General features: G+C 38.2%; 15 protein-coding genes. 7 read left to right on the forward strand and 8 right to left on the reverse strand.

Going from position 1 to position 17,550, the window contains the following annotated elements; all coding sequences use genetic code 11:
• Nucleotides 1-38: 38 nt before the first annotated feature.
• From LVD51_RS12010 to LVD51_RS12030, 5 genes are all read right to left on the reverse strand, one after another.
• Nucleotides 39-704 carry a TrmH family RNA methyltransferase gene (locus LVD51_RS12010; RefSeq protein WP_236971622.1) on the reverse strand — a complete coding sequence of 222 codons (666 nt, stop codon included), beginning with the start codon at nt 702-704 and terminating at the stop codon, nt 39-41.
• A 74-nt stretch (nt 705-778) separates the two neighbouring features.
• Nucleotides 779-1,960 (reverse strand): ABC transporter substrate-binding protein, encoded by a 1,182-nt coding sequence (locus LVD51_RS12015; protein WP_236971623.1) that lies wholly within the window; start codon nt 1,958-1,960, stop codon nt 779-781.
• Between the two features lie 58 nt (nt 1,961-2,018).
• Complete coding sequence (gene guaA / locus LVD51_RS12020) at nt 2,019-3,548, reverse strand: glutamine-hydrolyzing GMP synthase (RefSeq protein WP_236971624.1); 1,530 nt, start codon at nt 3,546-3,548, stop codon at nt 2,019-2,021.
• A gap of 15 nt (nt 3,549-3,563) precedes the next feature.
• Nucleotides 3,564-4,496 (reverse strand): transcription antitermination factor NusB, encoded by a 933-nt coding sequence (nusB, locus tag LVD51_RS12025; protein WP_236971625.1) that lies wholly within the window; start codon nt 4,494-4,496, stop codon nt 3,564-3,566.
• Between the two features lies 1 nt (nt 4,497).
• Nucleotides 4,498-5,979: a DoxX family protein gene (locus LVD51_RS12030; RefSeq protein WP_236971626.1), complete on the reverse strand. Its 1,482-nt coding sequence runs from the start codon at nt 5,977-5,979 to the stop codon at nt 4,498-4,500.
• Nucleotides 5,980-6,404: 425 nt separating this feature from the next.
• Between LVD51_RS12030 and LVD51_RS12035 the strand changes: the two genes are divergently transcribed.
• Nucleotides 6,405-7,058: an IMPACT family protein gene (locus LVD51_RS12035; RefSeq protein ID WP_236971627.1), complete on the forward strand. Its 654-nt coding sequence runs from the start codon at nt 6,405-6,407 to the stop codon at nt 7,056-7,058.
• Here the strand turns inward: LVD51_RS12035 and msrB are convergent.
• From msrB to rimO, 3 genes are all read right to left on the reverse strand, one after another.
• Nucleotides 7,055-7,564, reverse strand: coding sequence for a peptide-methionine (R)-S-oxide reductase MsrB (msrB, locus tag LVD51_RS12040; RefSeq protein ID WP_236971628.1), 510 nt, complete (start codon nt 7,562-7,564; stop codon nt 7,055-7,057). The two genes, LVD51_RS12035 and msrB, sit on opposite strands and share 4 nt — an antisense overlap.
• A gap of 2 nt (nt 7,565-7,566) precedes the next feature.
• Nucleotides 7,567-7,992, reverse strand: coding sequence for a hypothetical protein (locus LVD51_RS12045; RefSeq protein ID WP_236971629.1), 426 nt, complete (start codon nt 7,990-7,992; stop codon nt 7,567-7,569).
• 183 nt (nt 7,993-8,175) lie between these two features.
• Nucleotides 8,176-9,504: a 30S ribosomal protein S12 methylthiotransferase RimO gene (rimO, locus tag LVD51_RS12050; protein WP_236971630.1), complete on the reverse strand. Its 1,329-nt coding sequence runs from the start codon at nt 9,502-9,504 to the stop codon at nt 8,176-8,178.
• Between the two features lie 68 nt (nt 9,505-9,572).
• On the opposite strand from rimO, the gene LVD51_RS12055 reads away from it, so the two are divergent.
• From LVD51_RS12055 to ilvA, 6 genes are all read left to right on the forward strand, one after another.
• Nucleotides 9,573-10,166, forward strand: a complete 594-nt coding sequence (locus LVD51_RS12055; protein ID WP_236971631.1) for a hypothetical protein — start codon at nt 9,573-9,575, stop codon at nt 10,164-10,166.
• Between the two features lie 421 nt (nt 10,167-10,587).
• Nucleotides 10,588-12,270: a dihydroxy-acid dehydratase gene (gene ilvD, locus LVD51_RS12060; protein WP_236971632.1), complete on the forward strand. Its 1,683-nt coding sequence runs from the start codon at nt 10,588-10,590 to the stop codon at nt 12,268-12,270.
• Nucleotides 12,271-12,281: 11 nt separating this feature from the next.
• Entirely contained in the window at nt 12,282-14,030 is a 1,749-nt protein-coding gene (gene ilvB, locus LVD51_RS12065; protein WP_236971633.1) for a biosynthetic-type acetolactate synthase large subunit, read from the forward strand.
• Between the two features lie 6 nt (nt 14,031-14,036).
• A complete protein-coding gene (gene ilvN / locus LVD51_RS12070) occupies nt 14,037-14,579 on the forward strand; it encodes an acetolactate synthase small subunit (RefSeq protein WP_236971634.1) in 543 nt (180 codons plus the stop codon).
• Between the two features lie 14 nt (nt 14,580-14,593).
• Nucleotides 14,594-15,640 carry a ketol-acid reductoisomerase gene (gene ilvC / locus LVD51_RS12075; RefSeq protein WP_236971635.1) on the forward strand — a complete coding sequence of 349 codons (1,047 nt, stop codon included), beginning with the start codon at nt 14,594-14,596 and terminating at the stop codon, nt 15,638-15,640.
• A gap of 1 nt (nt 15,641) precedes the next feature.
• Nucleotides 15,642-16,919, forward strand: a complete 1,278-nt coding sequence (gene ilvA, locus LVD51_RS12080; protein WP_236971636.1) for a threonine ammonia-lyase — start codon at nt 15,642-15,644, stop codon at nt 16,917-16,919.
• Nucleotides 16,920-17,550: the final 631 nt, after the last annotated feature.

Consider the following 17,550-nt stretch of genomic DNA (forward strand, 5'->3'; position numbering starts at 1 on the left):
TTATAAAACTATAATTTAACACCAAGAATGATTTAGCATCAATCTTGGTGTTTTTTTATATCTGTTTCTACGTGATTGATGATAGGCATTTCCCTTATTTTGGTCGCATGCATATCCATGTATTTATCGTAGATGGGACGAGCCTGTGGCAATACTTCCTCCGATTGAGTATACATCCCCTTTTCACTGCGTTGTCTCAATCCTTCGAAGAGGGTTACTGCACATGCTACCGACACATTGAGACTCTCCACCATCCCCATCTGAGGAATAGAAAAGTTGCCATCTGCCTTGGACAGGGCTTCCACACTCACCCCTGATCCTTCATTGCCAAATAACAAAGCACAGGATTGAGTCAAATCCATATCGTAGAGGGATTGACCATCATCGCTTAAATGTGTAGTATAGATTTTTTTGTATATAGATCTAACATAGGTAAAGCACTGATCGAGATCTTCAAAATAATGAACCTGAACCCATTTTCTTGTGCCAGCAGTCGTCCTTTTCCCCATCACAAAATCCCTGCCTTGTAGTTGCGGATCTGTGTACAAAATGAAGACATCTGAAATCCCTATAGCATCACATGACCTAAGGATAGCTCCAATATTATGGGTATCAAATATATTTTCGAGAATAACGGTAATATTTTGTTGTCTAAAATTCGCTAAATCAATGTATTTTCTATGTCTCTCCGCCGATATTTTCATTATATATATTTCATAAACATTGTCGACCGATGAATTATGACCAATCAATCTGTAAACCTCAGTGAATAAAAATATTAATTTACCCGATTGTATTGAAAATTCTTCAATGATATTATGTCCACATGTCGATTCTCGAAATAACTTGTTCCCTCAGCATTGATATTTTCCTGTATCCGATATCTAAAAAAGCAGTCACTACAACTAAATTCATTTAACCTCGATAGCCAATTATAGCCGTATTGACTAAAGAGTTGAGCAATAATTGAAAACACATCGTAACCGTAAAACACGGATTCGTTGGCAAAGTACTTATACTGATTGTAGTAATTTTCTTCGAATCGACTGACAATAGGTATTGTATTGTCTAAGAATCGAGAACTTGTAAAGTGTAAATTTAATTCCGAAAATTGATCAAAATTAATTTTTTGACTATTCATCCAACTCGACAGTGCAAAGACGCTGATAACCTTTCCCTGACGCGCAGCATTCAATGCTGAGAGCAGAGAGATAAAAAAGGCTTCATCGGATGATCTCCAACTGGGGATAATAACAGAACTTATGTCATGGGCCTCAATCGAACTCTGAATTCTGGCAATATCATCTTTGGGATTAGAACTAGTGTACAAATGCTGAATATCGGAATTGGCTTTCAGCATCTGATCCACCATATTGGCGTCCTTCTTCTCTGTCAGAATTAGAGTATTGTTGGCAGTTGATAAACGTACCGCATATTCGGCCATTGCTATTAAGTGGGTATTTAAGTCAGGATTTAATTTAATATATCCTTTATAAAAGTCAATCTCATTACTTGTATTCCAAGGTGATATAACAGGGATATTAGAGCGTTTAGCATATTTCAATATCTCATTGATATTCGAACTACTGTAGGGCAACACAATCACATCGGCATTTTCCCTATCGACCAATTTGGGAAGTACTGATGGGGTATTGATAATCTCAGCTATATCCATAGCAGTCACATCAAAAGAATAATTGCCAGAAAACTTCAAACCAGCCTGTTTAAAGCCGGAATAAAAGGCCGACATCCTATTTTCCATATTTCCTTCAAAAGGGAAAATACACAATATGCGTATTGGGCGACTCTCATCTACCACTTTTTCTGCAGGATATTCCTCCAAAACTTTGTCTTCTATTGTGGCATCTCTCCATTTTACTTCTTCAACCTCAACCGACTCTTCAACTACAACGCGTTCGCGCTCTTTGACTTCTTTTTTGGGCTTAAACAAGTCATTCATAAAACCACAACTTTGCATCGAAATAGCGCAAAGTATTAGAAATAATAAATTTATTGACCTATTCCCACTCAATCGTGGCCGGGGGTTTGGTACTAATGTCATATACAACTCGGTTAATTCCTTTTACTTTATTAATGATCTCGCTCGATATTTTTCCTAATAGTTCGTAGGGTATCGGTGTCCATTCTGCCGTCATCCCATCCAAGCTATTGACCGCTCTCAATGCTACTGCCTTTTCATAGGTTCTCTCATCTCCCATAACACCAACTGATTCCACAGGCAATAATATTGTACCCGCTTGCCAAATCTTATCGTACCATCCAGTACTCTTTAAGTTTTCGATATAAATACTATCTGCTTCTTGAAGAGTTCTGACCTTATCTGCCGTAATATCGCCCAAGATCCGAATAGCCAATCCAGGTCCTGGGAAGGGATGTCTATTCAAGATATTGGCTGGAACTTCCATTTCTTTTCCGACTCTTCTCACCTCATCTTTAAATAACGCACGCAGTGGTTCAATAATTTTCAAATCCAATTTTTCTGGTAAACCTCCTACATTGTGATGTGATTTTATCGTTGCCGACGGTCCGTGTACCGAAAGTGATTCTATGACATCGGGATAGATGGTTCCCTGGCCCAACCATTTGGCATTGGGAAATTGTTTCGCTTCGCGTTCAAACACATCGATAAAAGCTTTCCCAATGGCTTTTCGTTTGTCTTCAGGATCTTTTAATCCTTTTAATGCTTCATAAAATTCATCGGCTGCCCTCACTCCTATTATATGCAAACCCATGTCTTTGTAACTGTGCATTACTTCCTCAAATTCATCTTTGCGCAACAAACCGTTATCGACAAAAATGCAAATCAACTTATCTTTAATAGCTGCATGTAACAATGCTGCCGCTACGGTGGAATCCACTCCCCCACTCAATCCTAATATCACTTCATCCTCACCTACTTGTTGACGAATATCAGCGATGGTTTCTTGTACAAATTTCGATGGAGTCCAATCCTGTTTTAACTGGGCTATATCGACCAAGAAATTTTTCAACAATTGACTGCCCTGGAGTGAATGGGTGACCTCGGGATGAAATTGAACACCGTAAACTGGTTTTTCAAACTTATCCGATTGAGATCTAAAGATGGCCACATCAATATCTTCTGTACCTCCTATCAATTCAAATCCGTCGGGTAAAGACTTAATAGTATCTCCGTGAGACATCCACACTTGGCTACCAAGGTCAATATCTTTAACTATTGCATCGGCACCGTGAATTTTCGTAAGTTTAGCCTTACCATACTCCCTATAGTCAGAAGCTTGAACTTGTCCTCCGTAGTAATGGGCTATCCACTGAGCTCCATAACAAATACCCAGAATAGGCAATCGCCCTACAATGTCAGACAATTCTAAATAAAGTCTCTTCTCGTCTAAAACAGAGAAAGGACTACCAGAAAGAATGATGGCCTCCACATCTTCTCCCACCACAAAATCATTATATGGTTTGATCTCACAATAAATATTCAATTCACGCACTCTTCTAGCTATGAGTTGAGTTACTTGTGAGCCAAAGTCTAAAATTAATACCACTGAAAAAAATTTAAATTATTGTAAAAGTCCGCGTCCTTGCTTTTTTATCTCTTCGCCATCCAGTAAATCTTTTAATACTGCATCCAATATACCATTGATAAAGTCTTTACTTTTATCAGTACTATACATTTTGGCTATTTCTACATATTCATTTAAAGTCACCTTTGTAGGAATGGATGCAAAGGCTATAAATTCAGACAAAGCCATTTTGATTAGGATCTGATCGATAATGGCAATTCTATCCACGTCCCAGTTCTTAAGATAAGGCACTAACCTCTTTTCATATTCTGCGAAGTGATCGATTACATCGTTGAGTAAAGTCTCTCCGTATATCTTTATGGTATCTTCATCGGGTTTAAACTCCTCAATGATCATTTGATTTGTTGAAATCCCCTTCACTATTCGCTTAATGAAGCCTTTGACCAAGGTATCATCATCTATCCATATGGGGAATCCATCATAAACCAATTCCAGATACAACTGATCTTGAATCAAATACTTCCACAACTCTAGCAATATTTCTATATGTTGTTCCTCACTGGGCTCATTGATCTTTAGATAATTGGCATAAGATTCTGTATTGCAAAAGTTTCGATACAACTTACGCGCTTGAGCTACGTCTAGGTAATCATTATAGTGTTTGCCCTTAGTGTTTTTAAATATCTTATTCTCCTCAATACTAGAAATCACAACATTTCGATACAGAATGGGTTCAAATTGACGATCGTCTTCTGTGGGCAGATATTTTTGATTTCTCTTCTCTTTATCTTCCACAGACATCCGGGCGATCAAGACAACATTTCTCAAGTTAAACAGTAGTAAATCGTATGATTGTTTTACACTTTCCTTATACCTATTGACCACTTCTGGTCGACTTAATTGGGGATCTTGATACCAATTATAAATTGTTTGCATCACCTTTACGCGCACACTTCTCCTACTGAGCATGTTAATCTGTTTTTTTAATTATTTGACGTAATTCATTAGTATCAAAGCTATTAAAATGCCATTTACGAATGATTACACCATTTTTCACAAGTAAAAATCCGGGGTTTGAACGAATGATAGTTTTTAGTAAAATTGCATCTGCTGTACCCAGATGAATCCAAGTGGGCCAGTCTTTTCCAAAATCGTTAGCCGCTGTGCTTGAAGCTCCACCAATGGCAACATATGTATTCAGTCCCAATTCATGCATCACAGATGCAGCAGGTAGAACTTTTTCCTTGTACTTGGCCAATATATCAGCTGGCCATTGATATACTTCAACCTCTAGTTTTCGTTCTTGTATATCCTCTATAGTATCTTTAACCCAGATATTTCTAACTAGGGATGAATCAATTCTATAGCTAGTATCTACTTCGATTACTTCTTCTACTGAACTATTTGTCGGTTCTATTATAGGAGATATCACCCATAGATTATATGATTCGTCATCCAACATTGCCTGAGACATATCCTCATTGTCAATTCCATTGATGACAAATTCAGATATTTTGGTGGTCTTCATGGTTGGCTCAGTCTTGATTTGTTCAAATGTCCAATCGGCCTTTGGATAGGATTTATAATCTTTTAAATACTCTTCCATGGTCAACTCTACTTCCTCTCCACTCAGTGAATTGGTCAAGTGATAGCCAAGAACTTCGATATTACTCATCGCTTCTTCTTCAATGGCCTTAGTAGTTTTGACATCTACCCCTTCCTTAAATGGTCTAAAATCAAAAATCGGGATATTGACCCAAGTATTGTAAAAAGCAAATGCAGCCATCAATAGGATAAAAGCTGAGGAAACTATTGTGCGTATGGTAGGAGTCCACCATTGATATTCTTTCTTATGAAAAAATAAAAATACCAGTGCGGGAATAAATAAAAATACATCCTTAACAAAGGAGGTAAAAGGTTCCAATTTCAAAAAATCACCAAAACAGCCACAATCGGAGACTTCCATCTGCCCTTCGACCCAATTCCCCCATTTGCCAAATTCAAAAAAGGTCGCTTCTGCAGGAACATATCCTGTCAGATAAGTAAATCCTGTAAGAATGGCAAAAAAGAAAACTAAAATAAAAAATACCCATGCAGTTAATCGTCGCTGAGAACCGATGAGGAGAAAAAAACCAACCACCAATTCCAGCAATATCATAAACAAAGCGAAATACACGGCTTCGTCAGCAAGAAAGTACCAAAGACTATCCAAAAATTTGAATGGGGTATTTAGTAAGTGCTTTGAGAAAGCGTGAAAATAATCCTCCATCTTATAGGTTGTACCCAGAGGATCAACAGCCTTTACAAAACCAGAAATAATAAAGAAAACTCCAGAAAACGCTTGAAGAAAGGAGATGATCCAATTGCGATTTTTATTTATTACAAACCCATTCAACATTGTGATAAACAATGCAATAGCGGTAATGATAATGATTAGTACTGATAATGTCATATACTTACTCGTTCGTAATTCTGTTTTACCCTTCTACCCAAAATAGAAAATTATAACTATATATAGCCATACTTTTCTTTAATTGTTTAATAGGTTGCTTGAAATCCATTTACTACAATTTCGATCCCTAGCCAATCATGGCTAAAGATATATCAATGCAAATATAATCTTTGTAGACTAATGATGGTATTTACTAAGGGTTATTTTTATATTTTTATAACGCCGAGAACCAATCATTCCCCTTCCGCTTTCCTGACCACAATCCTAGATATATCTTTAAATAATACAAAAATAGTCTTTTAAAGTAAAAATCTTTGAACCAGATTCGCCCCTATTAAAATTTTCTATATTTGTCACTATGTAATAAACTGAGATATCCTCGCATTGGAATATCCCAATATTATAAAATATAAAATCATTTACTTTTGTCTAGTTACAATACCATATCAGATAATGCTGAAGGATTTTTAAAAATAAAGGGATCGAAATTTTATGCCTACGCCAAAAATGTAAGCAGTGAATCAGAAGCCCTATCCTATTTAGATGAAATAAAATCTCTTCACCCCAAAGCCAGACATCACTGTTATGGTTGGAGAATAAAACTAGATCATGAAATCTTAGAGCGACACAACGACGATGGAGAACCTTCTGGCACAGCAGGTAAACCCATTTTGGGCCAAATCGTAAAACACGACTTGGTAAATGTAGCTGTCATCGTTGTACGATATTTCGGAGGCACTTTACTGGGGACATCGGGTTTGATTCAAGCCTACAAAAACAGTTGCGCGGAAGCTATAGATGCCGCCGATATTGTCATAATAACCGTCCAAAGTTATTTCCAAATCAAAATTGACTTTTCTCTAGTCCACATTCTGGAAGAATGGGCCCCAAAATTAAATCTCACCATCGACGACAGAAAAGCCAACAAGACCAGTGCCGAATATAAATTACATTGCGACGCATCTGGATTAGAAGAAAATTTAATTCAGCTCAAATCCAAACTACTCAACCTCTATTTAGAAGAAACTCCTGTCGACAAACTCGAATTCTCCAATTTCACCATCAGTATTCAAAATTAAGGTTTATCCGGCTCAAATGCTAGGGAAAGGGAATTGATACAATATCTCAATCCGGTAGGTCTAGGGCCGTCATTGAATACATGACCGAGGTGACCATCACATCTGGCACACAGTACCTCTACCCTATTCATGCCATAAGAATGATCAGCTTCCTCAGCTACATAACCTTCTTTAATGGCTTCATAAAAACTGGGCCATCCAGTACCAGACTTAAATTTGGTTTTGGAATCAAACAATGGAAGAGCACAAGCGGCGCATACATAGGTACCGCTTTCTTCATTTTTCAATAATTCACCAGTAAATGCTCGTTCAGTCCCCTTTTTTCTCATGATTTGAAAAACATCGGGAGACAACTCACTCCTCCATTCATCCTCGCTTTTTGCTATCTTTTCAAAGTCGGTGGATATTACAGATTTTTTCTGTGATTGAGCTGTTGAATGGCTACAACTAGTCAAGATCAATCCAGCCAATACACATATCCCCAGTACACCATTTTTAAAATTCATATTTAACTTTTTTTAAAATTATCTTGATTTCTAGACCAAGATTCAACCTTCTTAATTAATCCAGCAATAGTGATAAAGACCAAAACAGCTATGGTAATCAATATCAAAATCTGCCGATACATATCTAATTCCATGATGGATTTACCCGATATAAAATAAGATAATACCACATGCACTATCAGAAGTAAGATGTAGGCCAACACAGATTGATTCCAGAGTTTTTGTCGATTTTGAGCGAACAATAACAACAGTGCTGAGAATAATCCAAATACAAAGCAAGCAACGGCACCATACAACCATACTTCAACTGCAAATTGGGATCTATTTATTGCATTTAACCAATTAAAAGTAAAAATCAACATACATATTAAATATATGCCAAAAGCCATTTCGAAAGGTCTCTTAAATTTTTCGACAGTCCAATTCATAACTTAAATTGTTTTAAACAAAACAAATTTTAGAATGATGTAAAATCTTCGGAAAATAGCTTTGCCTAGCGAGTTATGTTAATAAACAAATCCTAGGTTATAAACGAATAGACATAAATAAACGCTGCAAAAATAAATCCAGAGACATCCTCATAATAATATTTGATTTGAATGAGTAAATAATTACAACTCAATATTAGCTTTTGGGACTACAGGCTCTGCCAACAAGTCATAATCTAAGGCATCGAATATTTCTACTTCTACGAAATCTCCTACCCTCACATAATGATCAGATGAGATCAACACCTCATTGTCTACTTCAGGAGAGTCAAACTCCGTCCTACCATAATAGTATTCTCCTTCTTTTCTGTCTATCAACACTTTCAACTTACGCCCTACTTTGTCTTGGTTCTTGGCCAATGAGATTTCTCTCTGCACGTCCATTAGGTAGTTCATCCTTTCCAACTTGACTTCGTGAGGAACATCATCTTCCAATTCATAAGCAGAAGTATCTTCCTCATGACTATACATAAAAACACCTAATCGATCAAATTGTTGTTGTCGTACAAAATCCACCAACTCTTCGAAGTCGTCATCCGTCTCACCAGGGAATCCAACCAAAATAGTGGTTCGAATGGTGATGTCAGGCACTCGATTTCTTATTTCTCGCAACAATTCTTCGGTTTCTTCTTTGGTTATTTGCCTTTTCATGGCTTTCAGTACAGAATTGGTAGCGTGTTGCAATGGGATATCTAAGTATTTACAAACTTTGGGGTTGTTCTGTATGGCATCTAATATTTCGAGCGGAAACTTTGATGGGTAAGCATAGTGCAACCTTATCCATTCAACACCTTCGACCTCAGCTAGGGCATCTAATAATTGAGGCAGGGCTCTTTTTTTATAAATATCCAATCCATAATAAGTGAGTTCTTGTGCGATTAACACCAATTCCTTCACACCCATTTTGGCCAAATTTTCAGCTTCCCGAATCAAATCCTCGATGGTTTTGGACTGGTGCTTACCTCTCATCAAGGGAATAGCACAGAAAGAGCAGGTACGATTACACCCTTCTGATATTTTCAGATAGGCAAAGTGTGGTTCGGTGGTGATTACCCGCTCACCAATTAATTCATGTCGATAATCGACTTCAAATTTATGCAGTAACCCAGGCAATTCCATCGTTCCAAAATAAGCATCCACTTCTGGAATATCTCTCTCCAAATCTTCTTTATATCGATGGCTTAAGCAGCCCGTCACATAGACTTTGTCTACTAAACCTTCTTTTTTTAATTCTACGTATTCCAATATGGTATTGACGGATTCTTCTTTTGCCAGATCAATAAAGCCACAAGTATTGATAATAGCCACATCACAATCGGACTCCCCTTCGTGTACTGTGTCTATATCATTGGCGCGTAATTGCGAAATAATATTTTCGGAATCCACTAAATTTTTTGAGCATCCCAGCGTTATTACTTTCACTTTTTGATCTCTAATCCCCTTTGTTCTCACTAAATAAATTTTAATTATCTAAACTTTAAACTGCAAATTTGCCGTTTTATTTACTAAATATACTCATTGTGCTACGAATATTAATTTGCTTCTCCATAATCTTACTGTTTTCACCTACTATCGGCTATAGTCAATTTAGCCTAGAGAGTAGATTCAATCTCGCCACCACGACATCAGATTCAGAGGTATCTGGCTTTAACGAACATATAGACTTGTCTCTTCACTATTGGACAAGACTTAAAAAAGTAAGGATAGAATTTTATCCCGGACTCATCTATCAAAACTACATCAACAACGATGAAGGCATACATGGGTTTGGCCTCACCATTCCCACGGCGTTCTATATTTTAGATATGATTAATGATTGCGACTGTCCCACATTTTCCAAAAACGACTATTTTATTGAAAAAGGATTGTTTCTTCGACTTGCTCCCAGCTACCTCAAAACCACTTCGTCTGAGGAGTCATTGAATTCCATTGATATAGCAGCTGGAGAAATCAATGTAGGATTGGACATTGGGGTGTCCGACTTAATAACCTTGACCCCATTGCTCGGTTATAAACAGCAGTTTTACCCCAATTCTGATTTTGAAACCAATGGTTTTATCCAGGTGGGATTGTCTATGCTGTGGCGACCGGATTACAAACGAAGATATCGATAATTGCTTTTATTTAATTGCCAAACAAATAGAACTTTGGATTCTGTTTTCATCTAAATAAAAGATTAAAATATTATCATCAGTCACCATTAATATTGAATACCCAAAGGTTAATCTTCCATATTACCGTATGAGTCACCATAAAATCAGATAAATCGTAAGCTGGAGAATGGATTTCAACAGAATTTCAAATTTAGAATAATAAGTAGTAGTTAATGTCCGTCCATCCAAGCCAATAATCACAGTAATCATTGGATAAAAAATGGGTTAAAACCATCTTACTTAGCGTAAGAAGCAAAAGCGTAATCAATTGTATTCCAATATTTTAAAATATTAATTTTTCATTAAGACATTGTAACGTATTATTGAAATTCAAAGTAGTCCATACACAAATACCGTATCTTAGTCTTATAATTTATAGAAAATGAGCAAACAACTGAACAAATACAGCAAAATTCTAACCAAAGATCCTACTCAACCAGCGGCACAGGCGATGTTGCATGCGGTAGGACTATCGCGAGAAGATTTTGACAAAGCCCAAGTGGGAATTGTCAGTACTGGATGGGAAGGAAATCCCTGCAATATGCACTTAAATGATTTGGCCAAAGACATCAAGAAAAGTGTAGTGGCACAGGATCTCATTGGTCTAATATTTCACACCATAGGTGTAAGTGATGGTATATCAATGGGAACAGACGGCATGCGTTTTTCACTACCGAGTAGGGACATTATTGCCGATTCCATAGAAACAGTTTGTTCAGCTCAATATTACGATGGATTAATTACCGTAGTAGGTTGTGACAAAAACATGCCAGGCGCTATGATAGCCATGAATAGACTGGACAGACCATCTATTTTGGTATACGGAGGAACTATTGCGGCAGGTATATTGGGAGGCAAAAAATTGGACATAGTTTCCTCATTTGAAGCTTTAGGTCAATTTGCAGCTGGCAACATCAGTGAAGAAGAATATCTAGATGTTATAGCCCATGCCATACCAGGCCAAGGTGCTTGTGGAGGTATGTACACGGCCAACACCATGTCGTCGGCTATCGAAGCATTGGGAATGACATTGACTTATAATTCATCAATTCCCGCAGCCAGTCCAGACAAAAAGAAAGAATCGGACCGATTGGGCAAAGCCATCCGCTACGCTTTAGAGAACGATATCAAACCATCTGACATCATTACCAAAGAATCATTTGAAAACGCCATTTCCTTGGTCACTGTTCTAGGAGGTTCAACCAATGCTGTACTTCATTTGTTGGCCATCGCCAAATCAGCAAATATCGACTTAACGATAGATGATTTTCAAGCCATCAGTGATCGCACCCCATTATTGGCCGACCTAAAACCTAGTGGAGCCTATGTAATGGAAGACTTGTACGCTATAGGTGGTGTACCAGGTGTGATGAAAATGATGCTCAAAGAAGGCTATATCAATGGCAACTGTAAAACCGTTTCTGGTAAAACCGTTGGAGAGGTTTTGGAGGCAGTTCCCGATTTGGACAAAAACCAAGCCATCATTCGCAAAACAGATAATCCTATCAAAACTTCTGGTCACTTACAGATTCTCTATGGCAACCTAGCCACAGAAGGTGCTGTATCTAAGATTACTGGAAAAGAAGGTGAAGTATTTAAAGGGACAGCAAGAGTATTTAATTCAGAGAAAGAATTGAACAAAGCACTAATAGACAAAGAAATACAGGCGGGAGACGTTATCGTCATCAGATATTGTGGACCTAAAGGAGGTCCTGGAATGCCTGAAATGTTGAAACCGACCTCAGCCATTATGGGACTTGGTTTAGGAAAATCCGTAGCCTTGATCACCGACGGAAGATTTTCTGGAGGGACCCATGGATTTGTGGTAGGACACATTTCTCCTGAAGCCCAAGTGGGTGGATTAATTGGATTGGTTGAAAACGGAGATGTAATTGAGATCAACTCCATCACCAACAGCATCAACGTAGAATTAAGTGATGAAGAAATAGAGAAAAGAAGAAAAAATTGGGTCGCCCCTCCATTAAGAGCCAAATCTGGTTATTTGAAAAAATATGCAGCCTTGGTTTCTTCAGCTAGTGAGGGATGTGTTACCGACAACATCTAAATATTGGAAATATGATAAATATTAAAGATTCCATTGAACTAAGTGCAAAACAGAACATAGAAACTGTACATATTTCTGGTGCAGAGGCGGTTTTAAAATGCCTTATAGAAGAGGGTGTAGATACCATCTTTGGCTATCCAGGAGGTGCCATCATGCCTGTTTACGATGCACTGTATCATTACATGGATCGATTGAAACACATCCTTCCACGACACGAACAAGGGGGTATTCACGCCGCCGAAGGTTATGCCAGAGTATTGCGCAAACCAGGTGTGGTCATGGTAACTTCTGGTCCAGGTGCAACCAATTTGGTCACTGGATTGGCCGATGCTATGCTGGATTCTACTCCGTTGGTCTGTATTTCAGGACAGGTTTCCAGCCAATTACTCGGTTCCGATGCCTTCCAAGAAGTAGATGTCATCAGTAGTACGATGTCGGTAACCAAATGGAATCATCAAATAACCAAAGCTTCAGAAATACCAGAAGTATTTGCCAAAGCTTTTTATATAGCATCTTCAGGACGACCGGGACCTGTGCTTATCGATATTACTAAGGATGTACAGCTTGAGATGTTTGATTTTGTGTATACACAGATCAAGAGAATCAGATCGTACAAACCTTTGAGAAAGCCCATTCAAGCTGATCTTGAAGCTGCAGCAAAATTGATAAATTCTGCTAAGAAGCCATTAATCTTGGCCGGACACGGAATACATTTGGCTCATGCTCAAGACATTTTCAAGGAATTTGTTGAAAAAACTAATATTCCTATAGCTTGGACCATACATGGCATGGGTGTCCTCGATGACAACCACCCTCTCAATATGGGAATGTTGGGGATGCACGGAAAATATGCAACCAATATCAATACAGCAGAATGTGATGTAATGATTGCCATCGGTATGCGTTTTGACGATCGAGTTACTGGCGACGTCAGTAGATTTGCTACACAAGCCAAGGTCATTCATATAGAAATAGACCCAGCAGAGATAGACAAAAATGTAAAAACAGAAGTGAGTATTTGTTCTGATGCCAAATTGGTACTCGAATCTTTAATAGATTTGGTAGACAACAATAATCACGGAGAATGGATTCAAACATTCTTGGACCTCGATAAAATAGAGATAGAAAAAGTTGTAAATCAAGATACTTTAATCACTCCAGACGATGTACAAATCAAGATGGGGCAAGTCATAAACTTGCTTTCTGAAATGACTAAGGGAGAAGCTATTGTAGCTACCGATGTTGGACAACATCAAATGGCCACTACTCGTTACTACAAGGCTATGGACAAAAATCTTATGGTGACCTCCGGTGGGGCTGGAACTATGGGATTTGGACTTCCGGCGGCATTTGGAGCTAAAGTCGGACGACCAGACAAAGAAGTGATTTGTATAGCTGGTGATGGTGGTTTCCAGATGACACTGCAAGAGTTAGGCATGTTAAGTCAATACAATGTCGGAGTTAAGGTAATCATTCTAGACAACGAGTATTTGGGGATGGTGAGACAGTGGCAACAATTGTTTTTTGACAAGCGATATTCTTCTGTAGCCCTTCAAAATCCTAATTTTGTAATGATTAGTGAGGGATTTGGTGTTAAAGCTAAAAAAATAAGTGAACCCAAAGACTTATTTCCTGCACTGGAAGAAATGTTGAGTTATGATGGTCCTTATTTATTGCATATCATGGTAGAAAAAGAGGAAAATATTTTCCCAATGGTACCATCAGGATGTAGTCCGTCTGAGATCGTTCTTGAAAAATAAGTTATTATGGAAAAGAAAGAATTTACAATATCTATATTTACCGAAAATTTACCTGGCTTATTGCAGCGGGTAGTCGGTAATTTTACGAAGCGACACATCAATATCAAGAGTTTAACCACTTCTCAATCTTCGGTTCCCGATATTCATCGGTTTACCATAGTGGTCAACCAAGATGAAGATACGGTTAAGAAATTGGTATCTGCAATGGAGCGATCAGTTGACGTACTGAAAGCCTTTTATTACCATCCAGAAGAAATTGTATTTCAGGAAATAGCTCTTTTTAAGATTCCTGCATACAAGTTCAACGAGAGTAATAAAGTAGAAAAATTAATTCGAAGACATCATGCACATATTCTGACGATTGATCCTGAATTTATCATAATTGAAAAAACAGGACATGAGCACGAAACCGATGCATTGTTGGAAGATCTTAAAGAAATAGGCATATATGAGTTTGTACGTTCGGGTCGAGTAGCCGTCACCAAACACATGGAACCTTTGAATAATTATTTGGAATCTATTCAAAAATTAGTAATAGAAAATCATTAAAAATTGTAAACAAAATGGCAAAAATGAATTTTGGAGGCGTTGAAGAAAACGTTGTAACCCGTGAAGAATTTCCTTTAGCACAAGCACAAGAAGTCCTTAAAGAAGAAGTGATCGCCGTAATCGGTTATGGTGTACAAGGACCTGGACAGGCATTGAACCTTAGAGACAATGGAATTAATGTCATTGTAGGTCAAAGAAAGCCTTCCAAATCTTATGACAAAGCAATAGAAGATGGCTTTGTTCCTGGAGAGACCTTGTTTAGTATTGAAGAAGCGATCGAAAAAGGAACCATTATTATGTATTTGCTTTCCGATGCTGCTCAAATCTCACTTTGGCCTACAGTTAAAGAAAAATTGGCTCCGGGAAAAGCTCTTTACTTTTCACATGGTTTTGGAATCACTTACAAAGAGCAAACTGAAATCATTCCTCCAGCCGATGTAGATGTTATCTTGGTAGCACCTAAAGGTTCTGGTACTTCTTTGAGAAGATTGTTCTTGGAAGGAAGAGGTTTGAACTCATCTTATGCTATTTACCAAGACGCAACTGGTAAGGCAAAAGAAAGAGTAGTCGCTTTGGGTATCGCAGTGGGATCAGGATATTTGTTTGAAACTACATTCAAAAGAGAAGTATACAGTGACCTTACAGGAGAGAGAGGTAGCTTAATGGGTGCCATTCAAGGTTTGTTCGAGGCGCAGTACAACGTATTGAGAAAAAATGGTCACACACCATCAGAAGCTTTCAACGAAACTGTTGAAGAATTGACTCAATCTCTTATGCCTTTGGTAGCAGAAAACGGAATGGATTGGATGTATGCCAACTGTAGTACTACTGCTCAAAGAGGTGCATTGGATTGGAAAGATAAATTTAGAGACGCGGTAACTCCTGTATTTGAAGATCTATACGAAAGTGTAGCTACAGGTAAAGAAGCTGCTAGATCTATAGCAACCAATAGCCAACCTGATTACAGAGTTAAATTGGAAGCTGAATTGAAAACTTTACATGACTCAGAATTGTGGAGAGCAGGAAAACAAGTTCGCTCTTTACGTCCTGAAAATGACTAAAATGACATCAAAGACCAACAACAATTTGGTTTTGTTAGATATAGAAGATGTTCGGAAGGCGGCAGAAAATTTATCTGCCGTCGTCCAACATACTCCACTTTTTAAAAGTGAAATTTTATCTGAACAATATCAATGCAATATCTATCTCAAAAGAGAGGACATGCAAAAGGTTCGCTCCTATAAGATTCGCGGTGCCTACAACAAGATATCATCGCTTTCCCAGGAAGAATTGGACAAAGGAATTGTCTGTGCCAGTGCAGGAAACCACGCACAGGGTGTAGCTCTATCCTGTCGCATCAAGCAGTGCAAGGGAACCATTTATATGCCCAGCACTACTCCCAAACAGAAGATAGATAAAGTGAGGTTCTTCGGCAAGGAATACGTACACTTACACTTGGTAGGTGACACCTTTGACGACGCCTATGCATTGGCTATTGAAGATGCCAATAAAAATGGAAAAACCTTTATCCATCCTTTTAACGATGAAAAAATAATCGCGGGACAGGGAACGGTTGGACTAGAAATATTGGAAGACATGGGCGATCAATTCATCGATTATATTTTCCTTCCCGTTGGAGGAGGTGGATTGGCTAGTGGCGTTGGTTCTGTAATGAAACAACTCAGCCCACAAACAAGGATTATAGGTTTAGAGCCAGAAGGCGCTCCAGCCATGTACGAATCCTTTAAGACCGGTCAATTGGTCAAACTAGAAAACATCGATCCATTTGTAGATGGAGCTGCGGTAAGACAAGTAGGTGATTTAACTTTTTCCATATCCAAGGAGTGTTTGGACGACATTACATTGATCCCAGAAGGTAAAGTTTGCTCTACTATTCTCAAACTCTACAACGAAGAAGCCATTGTAGTGGAACCTGCAGGTGCTCTGAGTATATCGGCCTTGGATTTCTATAAATATCAGATTAAAGGTAAAAATATTGTCTGTGTCATCAGTGGTGGCAACAACGATATTACTAGAACTGAAGAAATCAAAGAAAAGTCACTGATATACGAAGGTCTTAAGCACTATTTTATCATCAACTTCCCTCAACGAGCTGGGGCACTTAGAGACTTCTTAAACTACGTTTTGGGCCCAGATGACGATATAGCATTTTTTGAATATGTGAAAAAGACCAGTAGGGAATCGGGACCGGCCATCGTAGGTATTGAGTTGACTCAAGCCAATGATTACGAAGCATTAATCGCTCGCATGGATGAACATAAAATTGATTATCAATGCCTTAACCAAAATAGTACATTGTTTGAGTTACTCATTGGTTAACCTCGAGATGATATAGTCTACATTCATTATGTATACAGTAATTGTTTACATTATTCTATTTCTAATCAAAGTATATAATACGAATTACATTTATAATTACTTATGATTGGAGTTTCAATATCTTTCTACTTATCACCGAATACGAGTTTCGTTGCCCTCTGGCCAAATAGCTAGAAGCATTCCTGATGGGACGAATAATAAATTAAGGTGAAATCCTGACGATTTATGGGCCACCCCATCCACGACACGGTGGTGAAATACCTAACAATTTATAGGGCAGTCACGCCTTAACGTAGAGACACGACCGAATGAAGTAGTCTGAAAGACTACCAAATGCCCTTAATGGGCATTTGAAAAGGAAGCCGAAACCTCAGTGTTTCGGGTGGGGTGGCCTTGCGTCTCCAAAATATCTAACAAATAGAATGTTCTCTCTTCATTTTGGTCTTTGGCTATCGATATAGGGTGTAATAATGTCGGAGGGCAGAATTCCTGAAGATTTACGGGGCAATCAAGCCGGAGCACAGTGACTAAATTCCTATCGAAATACGGGGCAGTCACGCCTCGGCACAGTGGCCTACCCACCCGAAACACGGAGGTTTCGGTTCCCTCACCATTGATCCATTTAGGATCA

The sequence above is a fragment of the Membranihabitans marinus genome (assembly GCF_021729155.1).
GTDB lineage: Bacteria > Bacteroidota > Bacteroidia > Chitinophagales > Saprospiraceae > Membranihabitans > Membranihabitans marinus.

What these genes read in the sequence shown, in the direction of transcription:
- ilvD (WP_236971632.1), top strand. Translation starts at nt 10,588, where the DNA reads ATGAGCAAACAACTGAACAAATACAGCAAAATTCTAACCAAAGATCCT.
- LVD51_RS12045 (WP_236971629.1), bottom strand. Translation starts at nt 7,992, where the DNA reads ATGAATTGGACTGTCGAAAAATTTAAGAGACCTTTCGAAATGGCTTTT.
- msrB (WP_236971628.1), bottom strand. Translation starts at nt 7,564, where the DNA reads ATGAATTTTAAAAATGGTGTACTGGGGATATGTGTATTGGCTGGATTG.
- nusB (WP_236971625.1), bottom strand. Translation starts at nt 4,496, where the DNA reads ATGCTCAGTAGGAGAAGTGTGCGCGTAAAGGTGATGCAAACAATTTAT.
- ilvA (WP_236971636.1), top strand. Translation starts at nt 15,642, where the DNA reads ATGACATCAAAGACCAACAACAATTTGGTTTTGTTAGATATAGAAGAT.
- LVD51_RS12030 (WP_236971626.1), bottom strand. Translation starts at nt 5,979, where the DNA reads ATGACATTATCAGTACTAATCATTATCATTACCGCTATTGCATTGTTT.
- LVD51_RS12010 (WP_236971622.1), bottom strand. Translation starts at nt 704, where the DNA reads ATGAAAATATCGGCGGAGAGACATAGAAAATACATTGATTTAGCGAAT.
- ilvB (WP_236971633.1), top strand. Translation starts at nt 12,282, where the DNA reads ATGATAAATATTAAAGATTCCATTGAACTAAGTGCAAAACAGAACATA.
- ilvC (WP_236971635.1), top strand. Translation starts at nt 14,594, where the DNA reads ATGGCAAAAATGAATTTTGGAGGCGTTGAAGAAAACGTTGTAACCCGT.
- ilvN (WP_236971634.1), top strand. Translation starts at nt 14,037, where the DNA reads ATGGAAAAGAAAGAATTTACAATATCTATATTTACCGAAAATTTACCT.
- LVD51_RS12015 (WP_236971623.1), bottom strand. Translation starts at nt 1,960, where the DNA reads ATGAATGACTTGTTTAAGCCCAAAAAAGAAGTCAAAGAGCGCGAACGC.